This window comes from Mycolicibacterium tusciae, from assembly GCF_002086795.1.
In the GTDB taxonomy this organism is placed as follows: Bacteria; Actinomycetota; Actinomycetes; order Mycobacteriales; family Mycobacteriaceae; genus Mycobacterium; species Mycobacterium tusciae.
The window spans coordinates 144802-163797 of the sequence record NZ_MVIM01000009.1; the positions used below are offsets into that span (position 1 = coordinate 144802).

The window sequence follows — 18996 nt, forward strand, 5'->3', positions numbered from 1 at the left end:
TTCACTCTGCACAGCGGCCGGGCGGCTTAGCCCCCGGCCGCTGTGCGCTTTGGTGTGCGTGGACGGGCGGTCAATCCGACCGGTCGCGTTTGGCCTCATAGCGCAGCAGGACCGTGCCGCCTGGGAAGGCGCGGTTCTCCAGCAGCCGCAGCGACATCCACGACGGCAGTGTCGGCAAGTAAGGTGTGCCGCCACCCACGGCGGTGGGCGCGATTACGAGCCGGTACTCATCCACCAGCCCGGCCTGCACGATCGGCGCGGCCAGCGTCGCGCCGGCCAACTCCAGCGTGCCGTCGGTTTCGGCCTTCAGCTTCGTGACGACCTCGACCGGGTCGCCGCGTTCCAGGCGGGAGTTCCAATCGACGGCCTCCAAAGTGCGTGAGAACACCACCTTGGGCATGTTGCGCCAGATCTGCGCGAAGTCGACGATCAACGGGGTGGCGTCCACGGCCTGGTCGGCGGTCGGCCAGTACGCGGACATCAGCTCATAGAGTCGACGCCCGTAGAACGACAGGGCGACCTCCCGTGCGAAGTCGTTCCAGTACTGGTGGAGTTCGTCGCTCGGATCAGACCAGTCGATATCGCCCTGTGCGTCGGCGATGTATCCGTCCACCGACACGTTGAAGCCATAGATGAGTTTGCCCATGGAGATCAGACTGCACCGGAGGGTGAAACTCATCGCGACGACACCCTGCAACCCCATACTCGGCGATCCGAGGGGGGTTACGACAGGCGTCGCGTTCTAGACCGACATGGCGGGCACGCGAGGCTGCTCGCGCTGCTCTTGCGGCCTGGCCTGGGGCTGCACCCGAAATGTCCGACCGCCGACGCGCACCGAGGCGCCGTCCCGGAAGGCCGTGGGCCGCCACGGGTCGACACGCATCCACCCGTCCTGTCGAGGCTCACGGATGAATACGCCGTTCGTCGAGCCCCGGTCCACGACGAACAACTCGCCGTCGATGATCCGAATCTCCATGTGCGCCCGGGACATCAGGCCCGAGCGGTCGTAGACAGACACCGGACGAAGACCCTGCCGCGCCGCATCCGAGTCGTGCGGATAGCGACCGACGACGCAGTCACGGTCGACCTCGATCCGGGAGTCGTCATCGAGGACCACGCGTCGCACGGGTCGTGTCGTCGCCACGGCCTCCGTCGTCCACACCACCGCGCCACGCCCCGGCACTACGCCGTCGGACATCGAGTAGACAGCGTTTTGGTCCGGAGCGGGAAGGGCGGGCCGCTTACCCAGTTCGTCGACCGTGACCACCGCGGCGACGCCGGGCGTCCGCACGGTTTGGTGCAGGCAGCGGTTGCGCCCCTCGATCAGCGTGACCCCCGTACCGTCGTCGAGCGCCACCGAGACACCGCCGCACAAGAAGATCTCCAGGCCCGTTTCGGTGGGCATGACGATGCCGACCTCCGCGAGATCGCGACTCCACGTGCCGCTCTGGGCGAGCTGCGAGAACGCATACGACAACATCGCGGGCTCGCTCCGCCGGACGATCTCGACGAGGTGCGACATCTGCTGAGCGGCCATCGCCTGTTGCGCCAGCGACATGCGGTTGGCCACCACGATCACGATGCCGTTCACGTTCGCAACCAGATGCTGACCGGAGACGACCTGGACCCGGCGGGCAAGTTCGGCCGGCGTGCGGACTGGAGGCGCCGCATGCATTGAGTTCAGCGATAGAACAGCGGGCCTGGGCACCTCGATCGTCGCCTCTTCCACGGCGAAGGACAGCGCCTCGCTGATACCGATGCGGGAGTGCAGCCACCGCAACGGTTTCGGCGCCCACCAGTTGAGTTCTCCTGCCAGACGCAGGAATGCCGGTACGACGACGCCGCGAATGATCGTCGCATCGATCACGACAGCCAGCGCCGTTCCGATACCGAACATCTTCATGAACGACATTCCGTTGGCGAACGAGAGCAGTGTGATGGTCAGCAAAAGTGCTGCGCTGGTGACGATTCGGCCAACCCGGCCAAGTCCGACGACGATGGCCTCGTCGTTCGACATACCCGAGTCTCGGGCCTCCTTGATGCGGCTCAGCAGGAAGATCTCGTAGTCGACCGAGAGGCTGAACGCGATGGCGCAGAGCAGAACCACCATCGACAAATTCAACGGCGCAGGCGTGAATCCGAGCAGCGACGACAGATGCCCGTCCTGGAAGATCCACGTCATGACGCCGAGGACTCCGGACAGCACCAGCAGGTTCAGTAGCAGCGCCTTCACCGGGACGACGACGCTGCCGGTGAACAGGAACAGCAGGATGAAGGTGAATACCGCGATCAATCCGATCGCCCACGGCAGCCGCTGTGCGATCGCCGACCGGCTGTCGATCAACGTGGCCGACGGTCCGCCCACCTCGACCTGCTTGTCGGTGATCTTCGCGCGGATGTCGTGCACGAGCTGTTCCGCCGCTTGGGAATCCGAGTCCACCGCAAGATATGCCAACACATAGGCCGCGCCGTCACTTTCACTGGGCGGGGCCTCGCCGACCTGCGCGCCGCGCTCGAACTTGCCGGCGGATCCGTTGACGAGTACCACGTCGGGCATCTGGGAGACATCGGCGGCAAGCGTTTCCAGGGCGTCGGCGTTGTTCTGCGTCACCAAGGTGATCGCCTGAGAGGGGTCCAGCGGATAGTCCCGTTGTAACGACTCGGCCACCAGCCGCGCGTTCGAGTCGGTGGGCAGCGCGCGCTCATCGGGATTGGTGAACTGCACTTTCAGGAAAGGAACCCCGAGACCGATCAGCACTACGACGACGGGCAAGGCGTAGAGGAGCGGGCGGCGGATGACCGCCGCGGCGAACCGCCGCCAGAACGCGGAGTCCGCGGACGGAGGCGTCTTCCGTCGAATGATGGCCAGTGAGTCGATGCGCTTTCCCAGCAGCGACAGCATCGCGGGCAGCACGATGATTGCGCTCAACGCCGACAGCATGACGGTGGCGCTCGCGGCGATGCCGACCGAGCGCAGGAAATACGTGGGGAACACCAGCAGCGACAACATCGCCAGGGTGACCGTCGCCGCGCTGAAGATGATCGTGCGGCCCGCGGTGGCCACCGTCGCGACGATCGCCGCCTGGTGTTCCTTACCGCTGTCGCGTTCTTCGCGGAATCTCGACACCATCAACAGGCCGAAGTCGATGGACAACCCGAGACCGAAGGCCGTCGCGACGGTGAGGGCATGCGTCGAGACTTCGGTGACGCGCGTCATGAGTACCAGCACGAGCAGCGTCGTGACGATCGACGTGATGCCGACGACGATCGGCAGGAATGCGGCGATGAGCCCCCCGAACACGATGACGAGCACGGCCATCGAGACCGGCAGCGCAATACTTTCGCTGACCAAGAGGTCCTTCTTGACTTTGGCTCGGATTTCTTGCTGGACACCAAGAGTGCCGCCGGCGCGCACCGCGACGTCCGGGTTGGAGGGCAGGTCGGCGACCAGTTGCTTGGCGGTGTCGGCCGCCTCATCCGCGGTTCCGCTGACATGCACCAGCATCAAGCCGGAGCGATTGTCATGGCTGCGCAGGTCGGTGGCCGCGGGGTCGGTGAACGATCGGAGGACTTTCGCCTCGGGCTCGGCTTTGATGAGGTCGTTGACCTGGTCGGCCACGTCGGCGACCTCGGGGCTGTCGACGGTGCCTTCCCGCGGAAGCACCTGGATCACCAGGTTCGCGGTGGTGCCGAAGTTCTGATCCATGACCTCGGCGGCGTGGGTCGACTCCGATGACGGGGCGTTGTAGCCGCCCACAGCGAGCTTGTCGGAGACGCCGCCGCCGATCACGATGCTGACACCGAGCAGGAGCGCCAGGACTGCGAGAACCAGCTTGGGGGAGCGCACGGTGAAGGCGGCCAACCGCGTCAGCGCGCCGCCGTTCGCCGAACTACTCTGCATTACCTTTGCGACCAGCGGACGAAACCCGACCTCGTTCATGACGACAGGGTCCGGCTTCGCCCTTGGCACTTTCTAAAGGGCGGGCTGCGGCCGGGTATGTGTACTGCTCAGGCGGGTACTGCGGCCCTGCTCGTGATTGCCTCGTCAGCTTCGCGAACCTGGTCACGCAGCGTGGCGAGGGCCTTGGCGATGAGCCGCGATACGTGCATCTGTGAGTAGCCCATCCGCTCGGCGATCTGCGTCTGGGTGAGGTTGTCGAAGAAGCGAAGGCTCAGCACCCGTTGTTCGCGTTCGGGCAGGGCAGCGATCAATGGACGGACGGTCGCGAGGGCGAGCACCTTGTCGATGTTGGGATCCACCTCGCCGATCGTGTCCCCTATGGGCCGGAAGTCGGTGTCCGGACCGGCCTGCACGTCAGTCGACAGCGTGGAGTAGTTGCTGCTCGCGATCGTCGCTTCGACCACCGATTCGCGGTCGATGTCGAGGTACTTCGCGATCTCCGTGGCGGTCGGTGCCCGATTGAGGTCCTGGGACAGCGCGCCACGGGCCTTGACGATTTGGCCCTGGAGGTCTTTCAGGCGGCGGGGGACCTTGACGGCCCATCCGTAGTCGCGGAAGTGGCGGCGGACCTCGCCCATCATCGTCGGCACGGCGAAGGCCAGGAAGTCCGCGCCGTTCTCGGGGTCGAATCGGTTGACGGCATTGACCAGCCCCACCCGTGCGGCCTGTACGAGGTCGTCGTTCGGCTCGCCCCGATTGCGGAAGCGACGGGCGATGTGATTGGCGATCGGCAGTCCGCGCTCGATGATCTCGTCGCGCTGACGGCGGTATGCGGCCGAACCTTCATCGAGGGTCGCCAAGCGGCGAAACATGTCGGTGAGATCGGCGTACTCGGAAGAAGTATGTTCAGACACGCGAAGTGGCCCCTATCCGGTTGCCATTGTGATGATGCGGCTCGGATCTGAACCTCTCGTGCGGGAAAGCTGTACCCAAAGGGCGGACTGCCGAAACCACCCGACTCCAATTGCCTGCATCGGCCCAGGTATGAAGGGTCATCCTGGTAGACCATCCGAATGGAGCCCGACGTGAGTGAACGACCAGTGCCCGGCGTGACCGGGATCCACCACTTCTCCATCACCGTCACCGACCTCGAGGCCAGCCTGGCCTGGTACCAGCGCCTGCTCGGAGCTGAGCGGGTACCGATGAAGTTCCCGCACTATGGATGCGAGGACACCGGCTATGGCGAACTCCTCGTCGAACCGCGCTCGGGCGTCGTGATCGGGCTGCACACCAACACCGGAAACGACGGCCAGGCCTTTGACGAGGCCCGCACCGGGCTGGACCATGTGGCGCTCAACGTTGCTTCGCGCGACGACCTCGAATCCTGGACGGCGCGATTGGACGAACTCGGCATCGAACACTCGGGCATCAGATCCGGGGACCAGCCGTTCCCATTTGCGACGGTGGTGTTCCGCGACCCCGACAACATCCAGCTCGAGCTGTTTGCCGTCGGTTGACCGCGGCTGGCGCCCCTTCTAGCAGGGAATCTCACCGTCACGTGGATGTCGGCTATTTGCGCAGTCGCAATGAGGGTCCCTACTGTCGGGTGTCATGTTGCGACAGGGAGAGCTGAATTGCGGTTGATCGGGCGCACGACGGCACCGCTGGCCGCCGTCCTTCTGGCTCTTCTCATGTTCAGTGGTGCTCACGCCTCCGCGGTGCCGACCGGGGACTTCCCCGACGGCCTGAACTTCGGCGGGCTGCAGCGCAACTATCTCGTCCACGTGCCCCCGGGACTCGAGCAGCCGACCGGGCTAGTGATCAACCTGCACGGGGCCGGAATGACCGCCGGTGCTCAAGCGGCGATGACGAACTACAACGCCGTCGCCGATCAGCACGGGTTCGTCGTGGTCTACCCCGAGGGCGTGGACCTCAGCTGGGCAGATGGACGGGGCGCATCGGTTCCCGACCGGCAGGGCGTCGACGACGTGGGCTTTCTCGTCGCGCTCGCCGACCGGCTGACGCAGGACTTCGGCATCGACCCCGGCCGCGTATTCGCCACCGGAATGTCGGCGGGCGCCTTCATGGCCAACCGGCTGGCCTGCTCGCGCGCGGACGTCTTCTCCGCGGTCGCGCCCGTCGCAGGCACGCTCGGCTCGGCGTCCCCGTGCAATCCATCGCAACCGGTGTCCGTCCTGAGCATTCACGGAACCGCAGACAACGTCGTGCCGTTCAACGGCGGCCCGATGGTGGGGCGCGGCGGAGCGAGCGACATCGTGTCCGCGCCGGCGATGGCGCAGCGCTGGCGCGAACTGGATGGGTGCCCAGCGCCCGTCGAGGACTCCCCGTCGCCCTCTGTACACCGGTTCACCGCGGCCGGCTGCGCCGACGGCACCGAGGTGTCGTTCATCCAGATCGACGGCGGTGGTCACACCTGGCTGGACGCGTCGTTCGCGAGTGGCCAGTTCTTCGCCACCCACGGCAGGTGATCTGATCTAGGTTTCGTCGGCGACCTGATCCTTGGTCTGATGCCCGCCGGGGGCATCGGGGTCGTCGTCCTGGTGGTCGAGCTGGTCCTGGATCTCGCGTTGGTCGTCGGTCGCTTTGGTGGCGTCCTTCGGCGTCGACGGCGGATCGTTGGTCTGCGACATGCGCAGAGGTTCTCCCGGCATCGCGTTTACTAAACGCGGTTACGCCGGGGACAGGCGAAACACGTTGATGGTGCGGACGCCGTCGGTCTTCACCGCATACGACGCGAAGTTGGCGGCATAGCCCGCCGCGAGGTCGAACAGGCGGTCACGGTCTGCACCCTCGGTCAGGCGGGCCACGAAGTGACCACCGCGATCGGTACGGCCTTCCGGGAACAACTGGCACTGCGGGTTTTTCAGTAAGTTGTAGTACCAGCTCGGGTGGTGGGCCTGGCCGTAGTTCGAGGCGATGAGAATGACGTCGTCGCCGTCGGTGAAATATCCCAGCGGCACATCACGCTCTACGCCGGATTTGGCTCCAGTCGAGCGCAATACGACAAGCGGAATCGTGCCCTTGCCGAAATGCAGACGACCGCGGGTCAGGCGGCCCAGCGGCCCGTCGAGCGGCGCCATGACGCGACGATGGACAACGGAACCGAGCTCCGTCGAGAGGACACGGGCGACGATTCGCAGCGTCCATGGCGGGTCGGCCGTGGGGTCGACCCTCGGGATGCCATTCAGCAGATCGGTCATGATCGCCATGGTATGTATGTCCAGACCAGCCCATCAGGAAGAAGCGCAATGAGCAACGAATCCGCGGCGGCCATTCGACAGGAACGCCGCGACTGGATGGCCAAACACCGCGACACGTACCTGCGTTCCGGTGGCGCGCAAGGCCACGTCATGGACATCAGCGACGTCGGCGGCCATACGTTCACGACGCACTGCCTGATCAGGGTCAAGGGCCGCAAGTCGGGTAGGACTCAGATCGTTCCGTTGATCTACGGCGACATTGCAGGTGAGGTGGTGATCGTAGCGTCCAAGGGCGGAGCCGACGAGAACCCGGACTGGTACCACAACCTGCGTGCCCATGACGAGGTCGACCTGCAGATCGCTACCCAGGCGTTCCGGGCGACGTGGCGTGAGCCAGAAGGTGAAGAGCGGCACCGGATCTGGGACTTCATGTCACATGTGTATCCGCCGTATCTGAGCTATCAACGGGCGACGACGCGGCACATCCCGGTGGTCATGATGACTCCTGTCACGCCCATCGACGTGTTCGAGGAGTCCGACCTTCAGTCGTCGTAGGTCTGCTCGACTACCTCATCGCTATCAACGAAATGCAGAGGTTCACTTCGTACTTTCACCGCATAACGTTGAAAGCGATTGGTGTGGACGTGAGTGAACATTCAGCCTTCTTGGCTACGTGCCTCGTTCTCGACGATGATCTCGCAGGCGGTTTCGTAGAACGCGCTGATGAGAGTCGAGAACGAGAGCTCGAATGGATAGATCATGTGCACGTCCATCGCCTCGAGCTGCCACTCCGGCAGGACGGGGACGATGCTGCCCTCGCGCAATTCGGTCGTGCAGATGATCTGGGTGGGCATGGGTCCCATGCCGAGTCCTTGCAAGATGTACTGCTTGCACACCTGAAAGTTGTTTGCGCGCGCCCGCACCTGCGGTGACAGCTCGTAACGGCGCTTCTGTTTGGTGACGGTGAATTTTCGCGGTCCGCCGAAGCCGAAGTCGATGAATGGGAGGGCGTCAAGCTGCGTCGGGTCGGTGATCGGTTCGGGCAACTTTTGCACGAAGTCGGGCGTCGCGCAGAGAAAGAGCTTGAGGCTGAACACCTTCCGGGCGATCAGCGTCGAATCCTGGAGTGGCGCGGTGCCGAACACGACGTCGAATCCGTCCCTGATGGGGTCGACGAGGTTGTCCACCAGTCGGATGTCCAATCGCGACTGGGGATAGTGCTGCAGGAACGCGGCACCGACGCGCGACGCGTAGTCGATACCGAGGAAGATCGGGATCGCAACCTTCAGCTCGCCCTGCGGTTCTTGTCTGCTGCCCTCGACCAGGGCGCGCACGCCGTTGGCCTCGGTCAGAATGTTCACGGCGTGGCTGTAGACCTGCTCGCCGAGGTCGGTGACCGTGAGCTGGTGCGTGTTCTTCCGCAGCAGCTTGATGCCGAGGTCGGCTTCCAGCTTGGTCAGCTTGCGGCTCACGGTGGACTTGGGCGTGCCGAGCAGCGCGGCCGCTCTCGACAGGCTGCGGCACTCGACGACCTTGCCGAATACCAGCAGGGCGTCGAGGTCGAACGGCAGGTTCTGTTCCATCAGCTGTTCCAAATATGCAACAGGGTGTTGCGCTTCTGCATCTGTTTTGACCATTTCCGCAGCTGTTAGCGTCGGCGCATCTGTAGTCGGGGCCGAAGTATGAGGAGGGCCTCATGAGTCACGACAGCCTGGTGACCAAACCCGAAAGCGGACACTGGACCGACGCCTATCCCGAACTCGGCCGCGGCCCGGTGTCACTGCAAGACTGCGTCTCCGAGGAGTTCTACGAGAAGGAACGCGAACACGTCTTCAAAAAAACGTGGCTCTATGTGGGCCGGGTGGAGCGGGTGCCGAAGTCGGGCAGTTACTTCACCCGCGAGCTGAGGTTTCTCAACACGTCGGTCATCGTCGTCCGGGGCAAGGACGGCGTGATCCGCGCTATGCACAACATCTGCCCGCACCGCGGCAACAAGATGCTCTGGGAGGACGATCCCTTCCGGGAGGTCCAGGGCCGCGCGCCGCTGCTGTACTGCCGATTCCACGGTTGGCGCTACAAGCTGGATGGCTCGCTGCATTCGGCGACGCGTCAGGATCTGCTGCTCGACTTCGACGCCGCCAGTTGCCGGGTTCCCGCCATTCAGTGCGAGGTGTGGGAAGGGTTCATCTTCATCAATCTCAACCCGCACAACACCGAGTCGTTGCGGTCGTATCTCGGGGAACTGGCACACGGTCTGGAGGGCTATCCCTTCGACGGGCCGCATCAGGTGTATCAGTTCAAGGCCGAATTGCAGTGCAACTGGAAGATTTTCGTCGATGGGTTCGCGGAAAGCTACCACGGCCCCTATCTGCACGCTTCGTCCTTCGGCGCGCTCACCGCAGAAGCCAGAGAGGCGTTCGATCAACCTAATCCGTTCACTGATGCGTTGGGCTACCAGCTGAAGGGACCGCACCGGATGTTTTCCTTCGCAGGCGAACCGTCGCAGAAGACGCCCTACTCCAAGCCGATCGAATGCGTGATGGAGGCCAGCGCGGCGGGTCCGTGGAACAAGAAACCCGATCGGGGGCCGATGCCGCCGGGTATCAATCCGACGCGCGCCGAGAAGTACGGATTCGATTCTTTCCAGTTCTTCCCGAATTTTGTGTTGATCTTCGGCGCATCGGGTTTCACGGTCCACACCCACTGGCCGACGGGTCCGCATTCGCACATCTTCGAAACCGAGGCGTACTACCAGCCACCCACCACCCATCGGGAACGGTTGGGCCAGGAACTGACGATGACGTTCCTCAACGACATCATCCTGGAGGACGCCAGCCCGTCCGAGGGCCTGCAGGCGATGCTGAACAGCGGTGCCCTGACACATTTCACGATGAACGACGAGGAGATCCTGTTGCGTCATCTGCACAAGGTGGTCGGTGACTACGTGGCGGCGGGCGAGGCGGCGGCCCGATGAGCGCGCTTTTGCCCCCGGAGTTCTCGCAACTCGAACACCTGGTTGACGAGTGGGCCATCGAGGACGGGCATCAGCGCTACGTCAAGCGGGTGAATTCGTCGATGGAGGAGATCCAGGCGTTCTATGACCAGGTGTTCCCCTATGCCGAAGAAGCGGTCACCTACGTCGACAAGTTCGACTACTCCGAACCGTTGCCCGATGACGTCGCGAACCTACGCAACCTGCTCTACTCGCTGATCACCGTGTCGTTGGCGGTCGAACTGTGGAAGCAGCCGCGGGTAAAGCATTCGGCCACCACCATTCTCACGAGAGTGAGCTGATCGCCGTGGGACTCACGTCAGCACAGCTCGACGTCGTCGACCTGACCCCGCGGATCGGTAGCGAGATCAGAACCGACCTGGACACGCTACTCAGCGGCTCCCAAGCCCAGCACATCCGCGCAATTCTCGAGCAGCGCGGCGTCGTTTTCTTCCGTGGACTCGACATCACCGACGAACAGCAAGTCGCGATCGCCAGGACCCTCGGCGCCATCCCCGCGAACGAGGGCGAGAGCGGCATCTACAAGATCTCGCTCGACAAGAACGTGAACCAGCGAGCCGAGTATCTGAAGGGCTCGATGTTCTGGCATTTCGACGGATCATTGCAGCCCTATCCGAACTTCGCGACCCTGCTACGGGCCATCACGCTGTCAGAAACTGGTGGCGACACCGAGTTCTGCAATACCTACGCGGCCTATGACGACCTGCCGCAGTCCGACAAGGAACTCATCGCGGATCTTCGCGTGGTCCACAGTGCGGAACGCTCGCAGTATTACGTCCGACCCGAGATGAGCTTCGAGGAGATCACGTTCTGGCAGAAGTCGCCGACAAAGACGTGCCCCATTGTGTGGACACATCAGTCCGGCCGAAAGTCGTTGCTGCTCGGTGCGACAGCCGACTACGTTGTCGGCATGCCCGTCGAGGAGAGCCGCGGACTCCTTGCCCGCCTGCGTGACTGGGCCACCCAACCGCAGTACGTCTACCGTCACCAGTGGGAGCCCGGTGACCTCTTGATGTGGGACAACACCGGTACGATGCATCGGGTGCTCGAATATCCCGTCGACAGTGGACGTCTCATGCATCGCACGATCCTCGCGGGCGAAGAGCCTCTGCAGTGAAAATCGGCATTGCGACGCCGGTGGTCACCAACGTCGGCGGCGCGGTCCTCGGGTGGGAGCGCGATGCGACGATCGAGGACATCGGCCGAGTCGCCGAGACGGCGGACCGGCTCGGCTATCACTTTCTGACCTGCAGTGAGCACATCGGCATACCCGCCGCCGAGGCCGGACGACGCGGTGCACGCTACTGGGATCCGTTGGCCACCTTGGGCTACATCGCCGCTCGCACCGAGCGAATCCGGCTCGCCACCATGACACTGGTTCTCGGGTATCACCATCCGCTCGAGATCGTGAAGCGTTACGGAACACTCGATCACGTCAGCAAGGGGCGGGTGATACTCGGCGTCGGGGTCGGTTCGCTGAAGCAGGAGTTCGACCTGCTCGGCGCGCCGTTCGACGACCGAGGGGCGCGCGGTGACGACGCGCTGCGGGCGCTGCGGGTTGCGCTGCCGACCAATGAACCCGCGTACGAGGGCGAGTTCTATACCTTCGGTGGCCTCACCGTCGACCCTTGTGCCCTGCAATCGCATATGCCGATCTGGGTGGGCGGACGCACGAAACGCTCGTTGCGCCGGGCGCTCACGTTTGCCGACGGCTGGTGCCCGTTCGCCGTGTCCATCGACACCGCTGCCGAATGGCTGAGCACGCGCGACGTCCCCGACGGCTTTGAGGTCGTGCTGCCTGCGGGCAAGCCGCTGGATCCGGTGGGAGATCCGGAGGCGGCCAGGGAAACGCTCGAGAAGATGGCCGAGGCCGGCACGACGACGGTGTTCGCCTATTTCGCTCACGAGTCGTTCGATCACTACCTCGAACAGCTCCATGCGTTGGCTGAGCTGCACGGTCTGAACGGAGCGCCGGCGTGACGCTGCTACCCCCGTTGACCCAGGATGAGTGGGGCGACGACGAATACGCCGCGGTCGGCGCACTGTTCGGGATACCGGGTGATGACGTGCCGCGCGCAGGTTCGGGGGACCCACGGGACCCGATGAACTTCGACATCCTCGGTGTGCTTGCGCGTCACCCGGGGATGACCCGGGAGTTCTTGAGCTACAACGCTTTTCTGCTGCAGCGTGGCGAGCTGCCGCTGCGCCTGCGCGAGCTGGCGATCCTTCGCCTGGCGCACACGCGACGTTCGGCGTTCTTCTGGGGGGAGCACGTCAGAGTCGCCACCACCGGCGGTCTGCCGGAGTCTGACATCGCGGTTCTTGCGGCAGGCAACGACGGATTCGACGGCGTCGACCGGTTGGTTCTCGAAGCGACTGACGAACTGCTCGCCGACGGGCGTGCCGCACCCGAGACGTGGCGGCGGCTCGTCGACCAGCTCGGTACACATCAGGCGATGGAGCTCATCTTCGTCGTCGGCACGTACGCGATGCTGGCGATGGCGTGCGATACATGGGCGCTCGTGCCACCGCCGGGCAGTGCTCGGCTTCCCGATCCGAGGAGCGAGACCACAAGCGGACCGCACTGAGGGTCGGCGAATCGCAGATCCACTACAGTCGCCTGAATCAACTGATGAAGGGCGGCGACGTCGTGCTGCGCATGTACAGGATCTGCTGGTCGGTTACGCCGTCCAGGCGCCCGGGGTGACGGTATCGCCGATGTCGGTGGACGGCGCATCCCGTTTGGTCCTGCGACTCCGCGGCTTCATGCGCACCTTTCATCCCGTCGGGTTGTCTTGTTCGCTGCTGTTCTTCGCCTGGTCCATGAGCCCGTCGCTGCTGCCCCGGGCTTGGTATCTGCAAGGGGTCGCGGCGGGTATCAGCGTTGCGATCGGCTACGGACTGGGCTGTGCGATCGCCTGGGTCGTGCGGTGGTGCGGGGTCAGCCCGGAATGGACGCAGCGGACGCGGACCCGTGGCTGGCGGGTGTTGGCCGTGGCCGCACTCCTGGTGGTGCCCACCTTCCTGGTACTGGGATCCTGGTGGCAGCAGATCCTTCGGGACCTGGTCGGTGTGCCGCGTGCGCAGCGCTCCTTCTACATCCTGGTATTGCTCATCGCACTCTTCATCGCGTTGGCGCTGCTCGCGGCCGCGCGCGGATTGCGGGCTGTCACAGCGTGGCTGACGACAAGGGGCCGCCGCGTCGTTCCCGGTCCGGTCGCGCGGCTTGCCGCGGTCGTGACCGTCACGGTGCTGGTGGTCTTCTTGCTCGACGGCGCGCTGCAGCGCGGCCTACTCGGTGTGGCCCAAGGTTCAGCCGCGGTCGCAGACAAGAGCACCGCCGAGGGCGTCACGCAACCGCAAGCAGCCGAACGCTCCGGCTCGCCGGCGTCGGGGGAGTCATGGCAAAGCCTGGGCCGCGAGGGACGCACTTTTGTCGCGGATGGTCCGACTGCCCAACAGATCTCGGAAGTGACAGGGTCGGCCGCGATCACCCCGATCCGGGTCTACGCAGGCCGGGAATCTGCAGACACCGTCGAGGGCATCGCCGAACGAGTGGTCAGCGAGCTGCAACGAACTCACGCCTTCGACCGCAAAGTGCTGGCCGTGGTGACGACGACGGGGCGCGGCTGGGTCAACCCGAACGTGGCGGCCGCCTTCGAGTACGTGAACGGCGGTGACACCGCGATCGCGTCGATGCAGTATTCGTTCTTGCCCAGCGCTCTTTCCTTTGTCGCCGACCGCGAGACACCGCGGCTAGCCGGCCATGCGTTGTTCGAAGCGGTGTACCGGGTGTGGGTGGCCCGGCCCGAAGCGCGCCGTCCGAAGCTCGTCGTGTTCGGGGAAAGCCTGGGCTCCTTCGGCGGACAGGCCGCATTTGCGTCCGGAGCAGACATCGTCGCTCGCACCGACGGCGCATTGTTGGTCGGTACACCGAACTTCGCGCAGCCCTGGGGGCGGATCACTGCCAATCGAGATCCCGGGTCTTTGGAAAGGCTGCCGGTCGTCGATGAGGGCCGAAATATCCGGTTCGCTTCGCGCGCCACCGATGTGGATCTACCTGGGCGGTGGGAGTCTCCACGGGTCGTGTTCTGGCAACACGCCAGCGACCCGATCACCTGGTGGTCGTTCGATCTCCTCCTGAACCGGCCGGACTGGCTGCGTGAGCCCCTGGGCCCCGACGTGTATCGGGGGATCAGGTGGCTACCGTTCGTGACGTTTTGGCAGGTGACCCTGGACATGATCTTTTCCGCCGACGTTCCTTACGGATACGGACACGCTTTTGGCCCCGACGCTGCAGAACTCTGGGTCGACATTCTCGACCCACCGGACTGGGACCCGGGCAAGACGCAACGGATCCACGACGTGATCGCCAAAGGTTGACCGGCGCTGATCTAGTTTGCCGTGACTTTCGCGGCTGTCCGGACGTTTAGCAGGTCAGCACCATGCAGCCGGCGATCGGGCCACCCCCGGCGGCAGCGACGGCCACCTCGGGCCGTCGCGCAACTTGCCGGTCGCCGGCCTGTCCGCGCAACTGTAGACACGCTTCGTGCAACAGCCAGTAGCCGTGCATGCGTCCGGCGGACAGTTGGCCCCCATAGGTGTTCAACGGCAGCTCGCCGTCGAGCGCTATCCGCGTCGCCCCCTCGACGAATGGCCCGGCTTCGCCGTCACCGCAGAAGCCCAGTGCCTCCAGCCACGCGAACGTGAGATACGTGAAGCCGTCGTAGATTTCGGCCACGTCCACATCCGACGGGGTGAGGTCGGTGCGCGACCACATCTCCGTCGCGGCCTCACTGGACGCCATTTTCGGAAAGTCGGCGCGATGGAACCAGCCGTCCGAGCCGTAGGCGCCACCGACCGCCTCGACCTTCACCGCGGGGTTCGGGCAGTCCGCCGCATAGTCGGAATGCGACACCACCAGCGCAATCGCGCCGTCGATCGGGACGTCGCAATCGAAGAGGCCCAACGGTGTCGAGATAGGGCGTGAGGTCAGGTAGTCGTCCATGCTCATCGGATCTCGGAACGCCGCGCGAGGGTTGAGGCCGGCGTTGTGCCTGCTGTTGATCGCGAGCCAGCCCAGCTGCTCCCGTGTCGTTCCGTACATCTCCATATGGCGCCGGCAGTGCATGGCGACCCAGTTCGCCGCCGAGTACGCGTGCGCCGCCAACAGCACGTTGATGTCCTCGAACGGTTTGAGCCTCCTGCGTGCCCCGGGCGACCGAGGCTCGAGCGGCGGGTCGGCAAGTGGAGCGAGGAGCGGTGATGCTGTCGAACCGGTCATCGCCCCGCCGAGCATCTGCACCGTCCGATAGACCAGCACATGTCGCGCCCGTTTCTCCGACACCGCGACCAGTGCCGACATGAACGGAGTCAGCACGCCGCCGGTACCGAACCCGACGCCGACGTCGGCGGCGTCATTGCCAAGGCTCGCAACGACTTCAGACGGCAGCGTGTCGCCGAACGTCGCGATACCGTCGATGTCCTCGGGCGTCAGGCCGGCGTCGGCGATCGCATCCCGCACCGCTTCCATGGTCAGTTCCAGCCCCGGGATGCCTGTCTTGCGGCCGATGCGCGAAATGCCGAGGCCACTGACAATCGTGTCCTTTTCGAAGTGGCTCATCGGCACCCATCCATCTATTTTTGTAATGACAGCCCCTAGGAATGTACGTTGCTTGCTATGTCCAACCACGCCCCACCCTCAGCGCGGATGCTGCCCGCGCTCGATGACCACAACCGGGCGTTCTGGACCGGGGGAGCCGAGGGAGCGCTCCGAATCCCCTTCTGTGCTTCCTGCGGTACGTGGGTGACGCCGCTGGCCGCCGAATGCCCGGATTGCGACGGCGTGCTGGAGTATCGCCCGGTGTCGGGTCGAGGGACGGTGTTCACGTACACCGTCAACTACCAGCCCTTCAACCCGGGTGTGCCCGTGCCGTACGTGATCGCGATCGTCGAGCTGGAGGAGCAGGACGATCTGCGAATCGCGACGAATATCGTTGACTGTGAACCGGACTCGGTCTACGTGGGCCTTCCCGTCGAGGTGCGCTTCGAACACCAGGTCGTCGGCGACGAAAGTGTCTACATGCCGGTCTTCGCTCCGCGGGTTGACTAGCGAGCCGCCATCGTCGTGTTCTGCGGATGAATCTGAACGCCGACCTTCACCGTTGGCACGGTAGTCGGCGGCAGCGTCTAGGCCGAGGCCGCCAGGCTCTTCCTGTCCTCGTCGGCGAAGGTGTCCTCCAACTGCACCGGCGAGTAGTCGATGTCGATCTCGGCAAGCGGTCGCCCCCGCGCGCTGCCGATGGTGCCGAGCCGCCGCATCCCCTTGTCGGTGGCGTACGCCGTGAACTCGTCCATGGTGAAGTTGAAGGGGATCTCGTCGTAGAGGGCGAACGCATCGTCGGTATTGCGCAACGCCAACGGGATGAGCTCCGACATCCGGTTCTCGAAGACAGTCCAGTTGGCGTCATCGGCGGCGACGTGGCGCCGGCAGGTGAAGGTGCCCCACGCCATATGGCGGCGTTCGTCGTCCCCGATCCGGCGGACCAGCTCCTGCATCCCGGGAAGAATGTTGTTGTCGACGCAAATGCGGTGCCACGCATAGTATCCCGTCAGCGCCATCATCCCCTCGATGACGTGGTTGTACGTCGCCGAGGCCCTGACTTGCGCGGCCGGCGAGGGATCTGTGGCCAGCGTGTCCAGCGATTTGGGTAGCTCCTCGTAGAACATCTGCCGGTACGAAGGCAGATCGTCGAGATAGTGCTGCAGGTCGCCCGTCATCCCGACGGCGTCGAGCCACATGCGGAACACCTGCGTGTGTTTGGCTTCTTCGAACGCGAACTGCGTCAGGTACATCTCGTCACCGAGGCGACCTTCGGCACGCATCGCCGCCATGAACGGCTGGATGTCCTGCGTGACCGCTTCTTCGCCCGCGATGAACTGTGCGCACAGTCGGGTGGCCCAGTCGCGTTCGAGCTCGGTCATCGCCTCCCAGTCGGCTCGGTCGCGGGAGAAGTCGATGTCGGCCGGGTCCCAGAATTTGGCGTTGCCGCCGGCGAACAGCTTCAAGGGAAGGCTGTCCCAGTTGAGGCCGCCCGCGGCGAGTGAATCGGAGTGGTTCCTGTCCATGCCCCGACTCTAGTGTGACTGCTGTCACAGTCAATGGGAGGTGGAGCGTGCCCGCCATTTGCGGTAGCCATGGTGGGTGGCGAACGCGCCGACGACGGCCGTCACGCACCAGACCGCGACCGCGACGTACGCCAATGGTGAATTCAGATCGCCGATCGAGGCTCCCAGCGCGGTGTACACGAACGCCCGCGGCACCGACCCGATGAACGCGCCAACGGCCATCTGCCACAGCGGCACCCCGAACGCGCCGAACGCGTAGGATGCGAGTGCGTCGGACACCCCCGGGATAAAGCGCTGCCCGACGACCGCCCACAATCCGCGCCGCTCGATCAGATTGTCCAGCCGATCGGCCCGTTCGGTGCCGAGCAGTTCGCGTGCGCTCACGCGGCCGGCGCGACGGCCGATCAGGCTCGCGATGATCGCTGTCCCCACGGTCGCGCCCAGCGTCACGAACAGGCCGAGGACGGGTCCGAACAGCACGCCGCTGCCCGCCGCCAGGATCGGTCCGGGTACGAACACGGCACCGAGCAGAGCGGACGCCACGACATAGGCGACGGGGGCGGCCGGACCCGTGGCGGCCACAGCGCCGCGAACCGCTTCGACGTCGATCACCCTGGCGATCGCCACGAGATAGAACAACCCGAGCAGGAACGCCACCACAATGGCAAGGCGCACGATGTGACGCCGCCGCGAGGCGGGCGGTGGTTCGTCGATATCGGACATGCTGACTGCGATTGTGCCTGCTGCCGACCTATCGACGCCCCTTGAGGGCGGGCAGCACCTCGTCGGTCAGCAGTTGGACCGACTTCCAGGCCTCCTCGATCGGCATGGCGCCGACGAGCGGGTGAAGCACCACGTGATCGTGCGGATTCTCTTTCACGTCCGCGACCAATTGCTCGGGCGACATGAAGCGATACCGTCCGGCGGCTTTGACGTCGTCAAGGGTTTCGATCTCTTCCGCGCCATGCATGAACGAATGCACCTCGCCGCCACCCCAGCCCGAGTAGACGCGCGCCTCCCATAGATAGTGCTCGCCGAGTTCGGCCCACGCACGGTCCGGGTCCTCGTGCAGGAAAACCATGCCGCGACTGCGCGACGGCGGCATGACGACGATCGGCGCGTGTCCTGCCTCGGCGCACAGTTCGCGGTAGTAATCGGCGAGTTCGGGGAGGTGGCTGGGCAGGTTGAGCGGCAGGCCGTGTCTGGCGGCCCGCCGCGCGGTCGCGCGCACACTGCCGCCGACGAACACCGTCGGGTGGGGGCGTGTCAACGGGCCGGGAGTGAAATCCGGTGACGACCACAGCGACATCAGCGTGTCCAACAGCTCGTCCATCAGGCGGCCGCGCTGCTCGAATGGCGTTCCGAACAACTCGTATTCGACGGCCCGGTATCCCATCCCGATTGTGACGATCAACCGTCCGCCACCGATCGTGTCGGCCATGGCGATGTCTTCGGCGAGCCGTACCGGGTGCCACAGGGGTCCCAGCGTGCAGTCGACGCTGGCGACGATGCGTTCGGTGCGGGACAGCAGGACTGCGGCGGTCATGACGGGATTGCAGCTCCAGCCGTGTCCGCTCTGGTGGTGTTCATCGAAGCTGACGGCGCTCACACCGCGTGTTTCCGACCAGGAACTGAGTTCCATCGCCGCCTGTATCCGGTCGCGGCGTGCGGCCGGGTCGTCTTGTGGCGCGGCGAAATTGAACCGTAGGATCGCCATCGTCATTGGAAAGCCT

At 64.7% G+C, this 18996-nt stretch carries 20 protein-coding genes; 10 read left to right on the plus strand and 10 right to left on the minus strand.

Features of this window, described 5'->3' with window-relative positions; translation table 11 throughout:
- Positions 1–70 precede the first annotated feature (70 nt).
- The 3 genes from BST47_RS18215 to BST47_RS18225 form a co-directional block, all read right to left on the minus strand.
- Entirely contained in the window at positions 71–646 is a 576-nt protein-coding gene (locus BST47_RS18215) for a dihydrofolate reductase family protein (protein ID WP_083127102.1), read from the minus strand.
- Positions 647–742: 96 nt separating this feature from the next.
- Positions 743–3940 carry an MMPL family transporter gene (locus BST47_RS18220; RefSeq protein ID WP_234809763.1) on the minus strand — a complete coding sequence of 1066 codons (3198 nt, stop codon included), beginning with the start codon at positions 3938–3940 and terminating at the stop codon, positions 743–745.
- Between the two features lie 68 nt (positions 3941–4008).
- Positions 4009–4815: a SigB/SigF/SigG family RNA polymerase sigma factor gene (locus tag BST47_RS18225; RefSeq protein ID WP_083126999.1), complete on the minus strand. Its 807-nt coding sequence runs from the start codon at positions 4813–4815 to the stop codon at positions 4009–4011.
- Between the two features lie 159 nt (positions 4816–4974).
- Between BST47_RS18225 and BST47_RS18230 the strand changes: the two genes are divergently transcribed.
- Complete coding sequence (locus BST47_RS18230; RefSeq protein WP_083127001.1) at positions 4975–5418, plus strand: VOC family protein; 444 nt, start codon at positions 4975–4977, stop codon at positions 5416–5418.
- A 174-nt stretch (positions 5419–5592) separates the two neighbouring features.
- Positions 5593–6390 carry an extracellular catalytic domain type 1 short-chain-length polyhydroxyalkanoate depolymerase gene (locus tag BST47_RS18235; protein WP_165799819.1) on the plus strand — a complete coding sequence of 266 codons (798 nt, stop codon included), beginning with the start codon at positions 5593–5595 and terminating at the stop codon, positions 6388–6390.
- Positions 6391–6396: 6 nt separating this feature from the next.
- Here the strand turns inward: BST47_RS18235 and BST47_RS30755 are convergent, their stop codons facing one another.
- Together BST47_RS30755 and BST47_RS18240 are read right to left on the minus strand one after the other, a co-directional pair.
- Positions 6397–6552: a hypothetical protein gene (locus tag BST47_RS30755; RefSeq protein WP_165799815.1), complete on the minus strand. Its 156-nt coding sequence runs from the start codon at positions 6550–6552 to the stop codon at positions 6397–6399.
- Between the two features lie 39 nt (positions 6553–6591).
- Positions 6592–7122: a nitroreductase/quinone reductase family protein gene (locus BST47_RS18240; protein ID WP_083127104.1), complete on the minus strand. Its 531-nt coding sequence runs from the start codon at positions 7120–7122 to the stop codon at positions 6592–6594.
- 48 nt (positions 7123–7170) lie between these two features.
- Here BST47_RS18240 and BST47_RS18245 point away from each other — a divergent pair, with 48 nt between their 5' ends.
- A complete protein-coding gene (locus BST47_RS18245; RefSeq protein WP_083127004.1) occupies positions 7171–7677 on the plus strand; it encodes a nitroreductase/quinone reductase family protein in 507 nt (168 codons plus the stop codon).
- 101 nt (positions 7678–7778) lie between these two features.
- Here BST47_RS18245 and BST47_RS18250 read toward each other — a convergent pair whose 3' ends face one another.
- Positions 7779–8705: a LysR family transcriptional regulator gene (locus tag BST47_RS18250; RefSeq protein WP_083127105.1), complete on the minus strand. Its 927-nt coding sequence runs from the start codon at positions 8703–8705 to the stop codon at positions 7779–7781.
- 113 nt (positions 8706–8818) lie between these two features.
- On the opposite strand from BST47_RS18250, the gene BST47_RS18255 reads away from it, so the two are divergent.
- From BST47_RS18255 to BST47_RS18280, 6 genes are all read left to right on the plus strand, one after another.
- On the plus strand, positions 8819–10096 hold the full coding sequence (locus tag BST47_RS18255) for an aromatic ring-hydroxylating oxygenase subunit alpha (protein ID WP_083127005.1): 1278 nt from the start codon (positions 8819–8821) through the stop codon (positions 10094–10096).
- Positions 10093–10416 (plus strand): hypothetical protein, encoded by a 324-nt coding sequence (locus BST47_RS18260; RefSeq protein ID WP_083127007.1) that lies wholly within the window; start codon positions 10093–10095, stop codon positions 10414–10416. Before BST47_RS18255 ends, BST47_RS18260 begins: the two co-directional genes overlap by 4 nt.
- 5 nt (positions 10417–10421) lie before the next feature.
- The gene (locus tag BST47_RS18265) at positions 10422–11252 is read left to right on the plus strand and encodes a TauD/TfdA dioxygenase family protein (RefSeq protein WP_083127008.1); all 831 of its coding nucleotides are present in this window, start codon (positions 10422–10424) and stop codon (positions 11250–11252) included.
- Positions 11249–12115: a TIGR03619 family F420-dependent LLM class oxidoreductase gene (locus BST47_RS18270; protein WP_083127010.1), complete on the plus strand. Its 867-nt coding sequence runs from the start codon at positions 11249–11251 to the stop codon at positions 12113–12115. Before BST47_RS18265 ends, BST47_RS18270 begins: the two co-directional genes overlap by 4 nt.
- Positions 12112–12723 carry a carboxymuconolactone decarboxylase family protein gene (locus BST47_RS18275; protein ID WP_083127011.1) on the plus strand — a complete coding sequence of 204 codons (612 nt, stop codon included), beginning with the start codon at positions 12112–12114 and terminating at the stop codon, positions 12721–12723. Before BST47_RS18270 ends, BST47_RS18275 begins: the two co-directional genes overlap by 4 nt.
- A 130-nt stretch (positions 12724–12853) precedes the next feature.
- On the plus strand, positions 12854–14518 hold the full coding sequence (locus tag BST47_RS18280) for an alpha/beta hydrolase (protein ID WP_207568638.1): 1665 nt from the start codon (positions 12854–12856) through the stop codon (positions 14516–14518).
- Between the two features lie 46 nt (positions 14519–14564).
- On the opposite strand, the gene BST47_RS18285 is transcribed toward BST47_RS18280, so the two are convergent.
- Positions 14565–15758 (minus strand): thiolase family protein, encoded by a 1194-nt coding sequence (locus BST47_RS18285; RefSeq protein WP_083127013.1) that lies wholly within the window; start codon positions 15756–15758, stop codon positions 14565–14567.
- Between the two features lie 87 nt (positions 15759–15845).
- On the opposite strand from BST47_RS18285, the gene BST47_RS18290 reads away from it, so the two are divergent.
- The gene (locus tag BST47_RS18290) at positions 15846–16247 is read left to right on the plus strand and encodes a Zn-ribbon domain-containing OB-fold protein (protein WP_234809771.1); all 402 of its coding nucleotides are present in this window, start codon (positions 15846–15848) and stop codon (positions 16245–16247) included.
- Positions 16248–16324: 77 nt separating this feature from the next.
- On the opposite strand, the gene BST47_RS18295 is transcribed toward BST47_RS18290, so the two are convergent.
- The 3 genes from BST47_RS18295 to BST47_RS18305 are packed head-to-tail and all read right to left on the minus strand — an operon-like array spanning position 16325 to position 18986.
- Entirely contained in the window at positions 16325–17263 is a 939-nt protein-coding gene (locus BST47_RS18295; RefSeq protein WP_083127016.1) for a R2-like ligand-binding oxidase, read from the minus strand.
- Between the two features lie 30 nt (positions 17264–17293).
- On the minus strand, positions 17294–17986 hold the full coding sequence (locus tag BST47_RS18300) for a TVP38/TMEM64 family protein (RefSeq protein WP_083127017.1): 693 nt from the start codon (positions 17984–17986) through the stop codon (positions 17294–17296).
- A 28-nt stretch (positions 17987–18014) separates the two neighbouring features.
- Complete coding sequence (locus tag BST47_RS18305; protein ID WP_083127018.1) at positions 18015–18986, minus strand: LLM class flavin-dependent oxidoreductase; 972 nt, start codon at positions 18984–18986, stop codon at positions 18015–18017.
- Positions 18987–18996 lie beyond the last annotated feature (10 nt).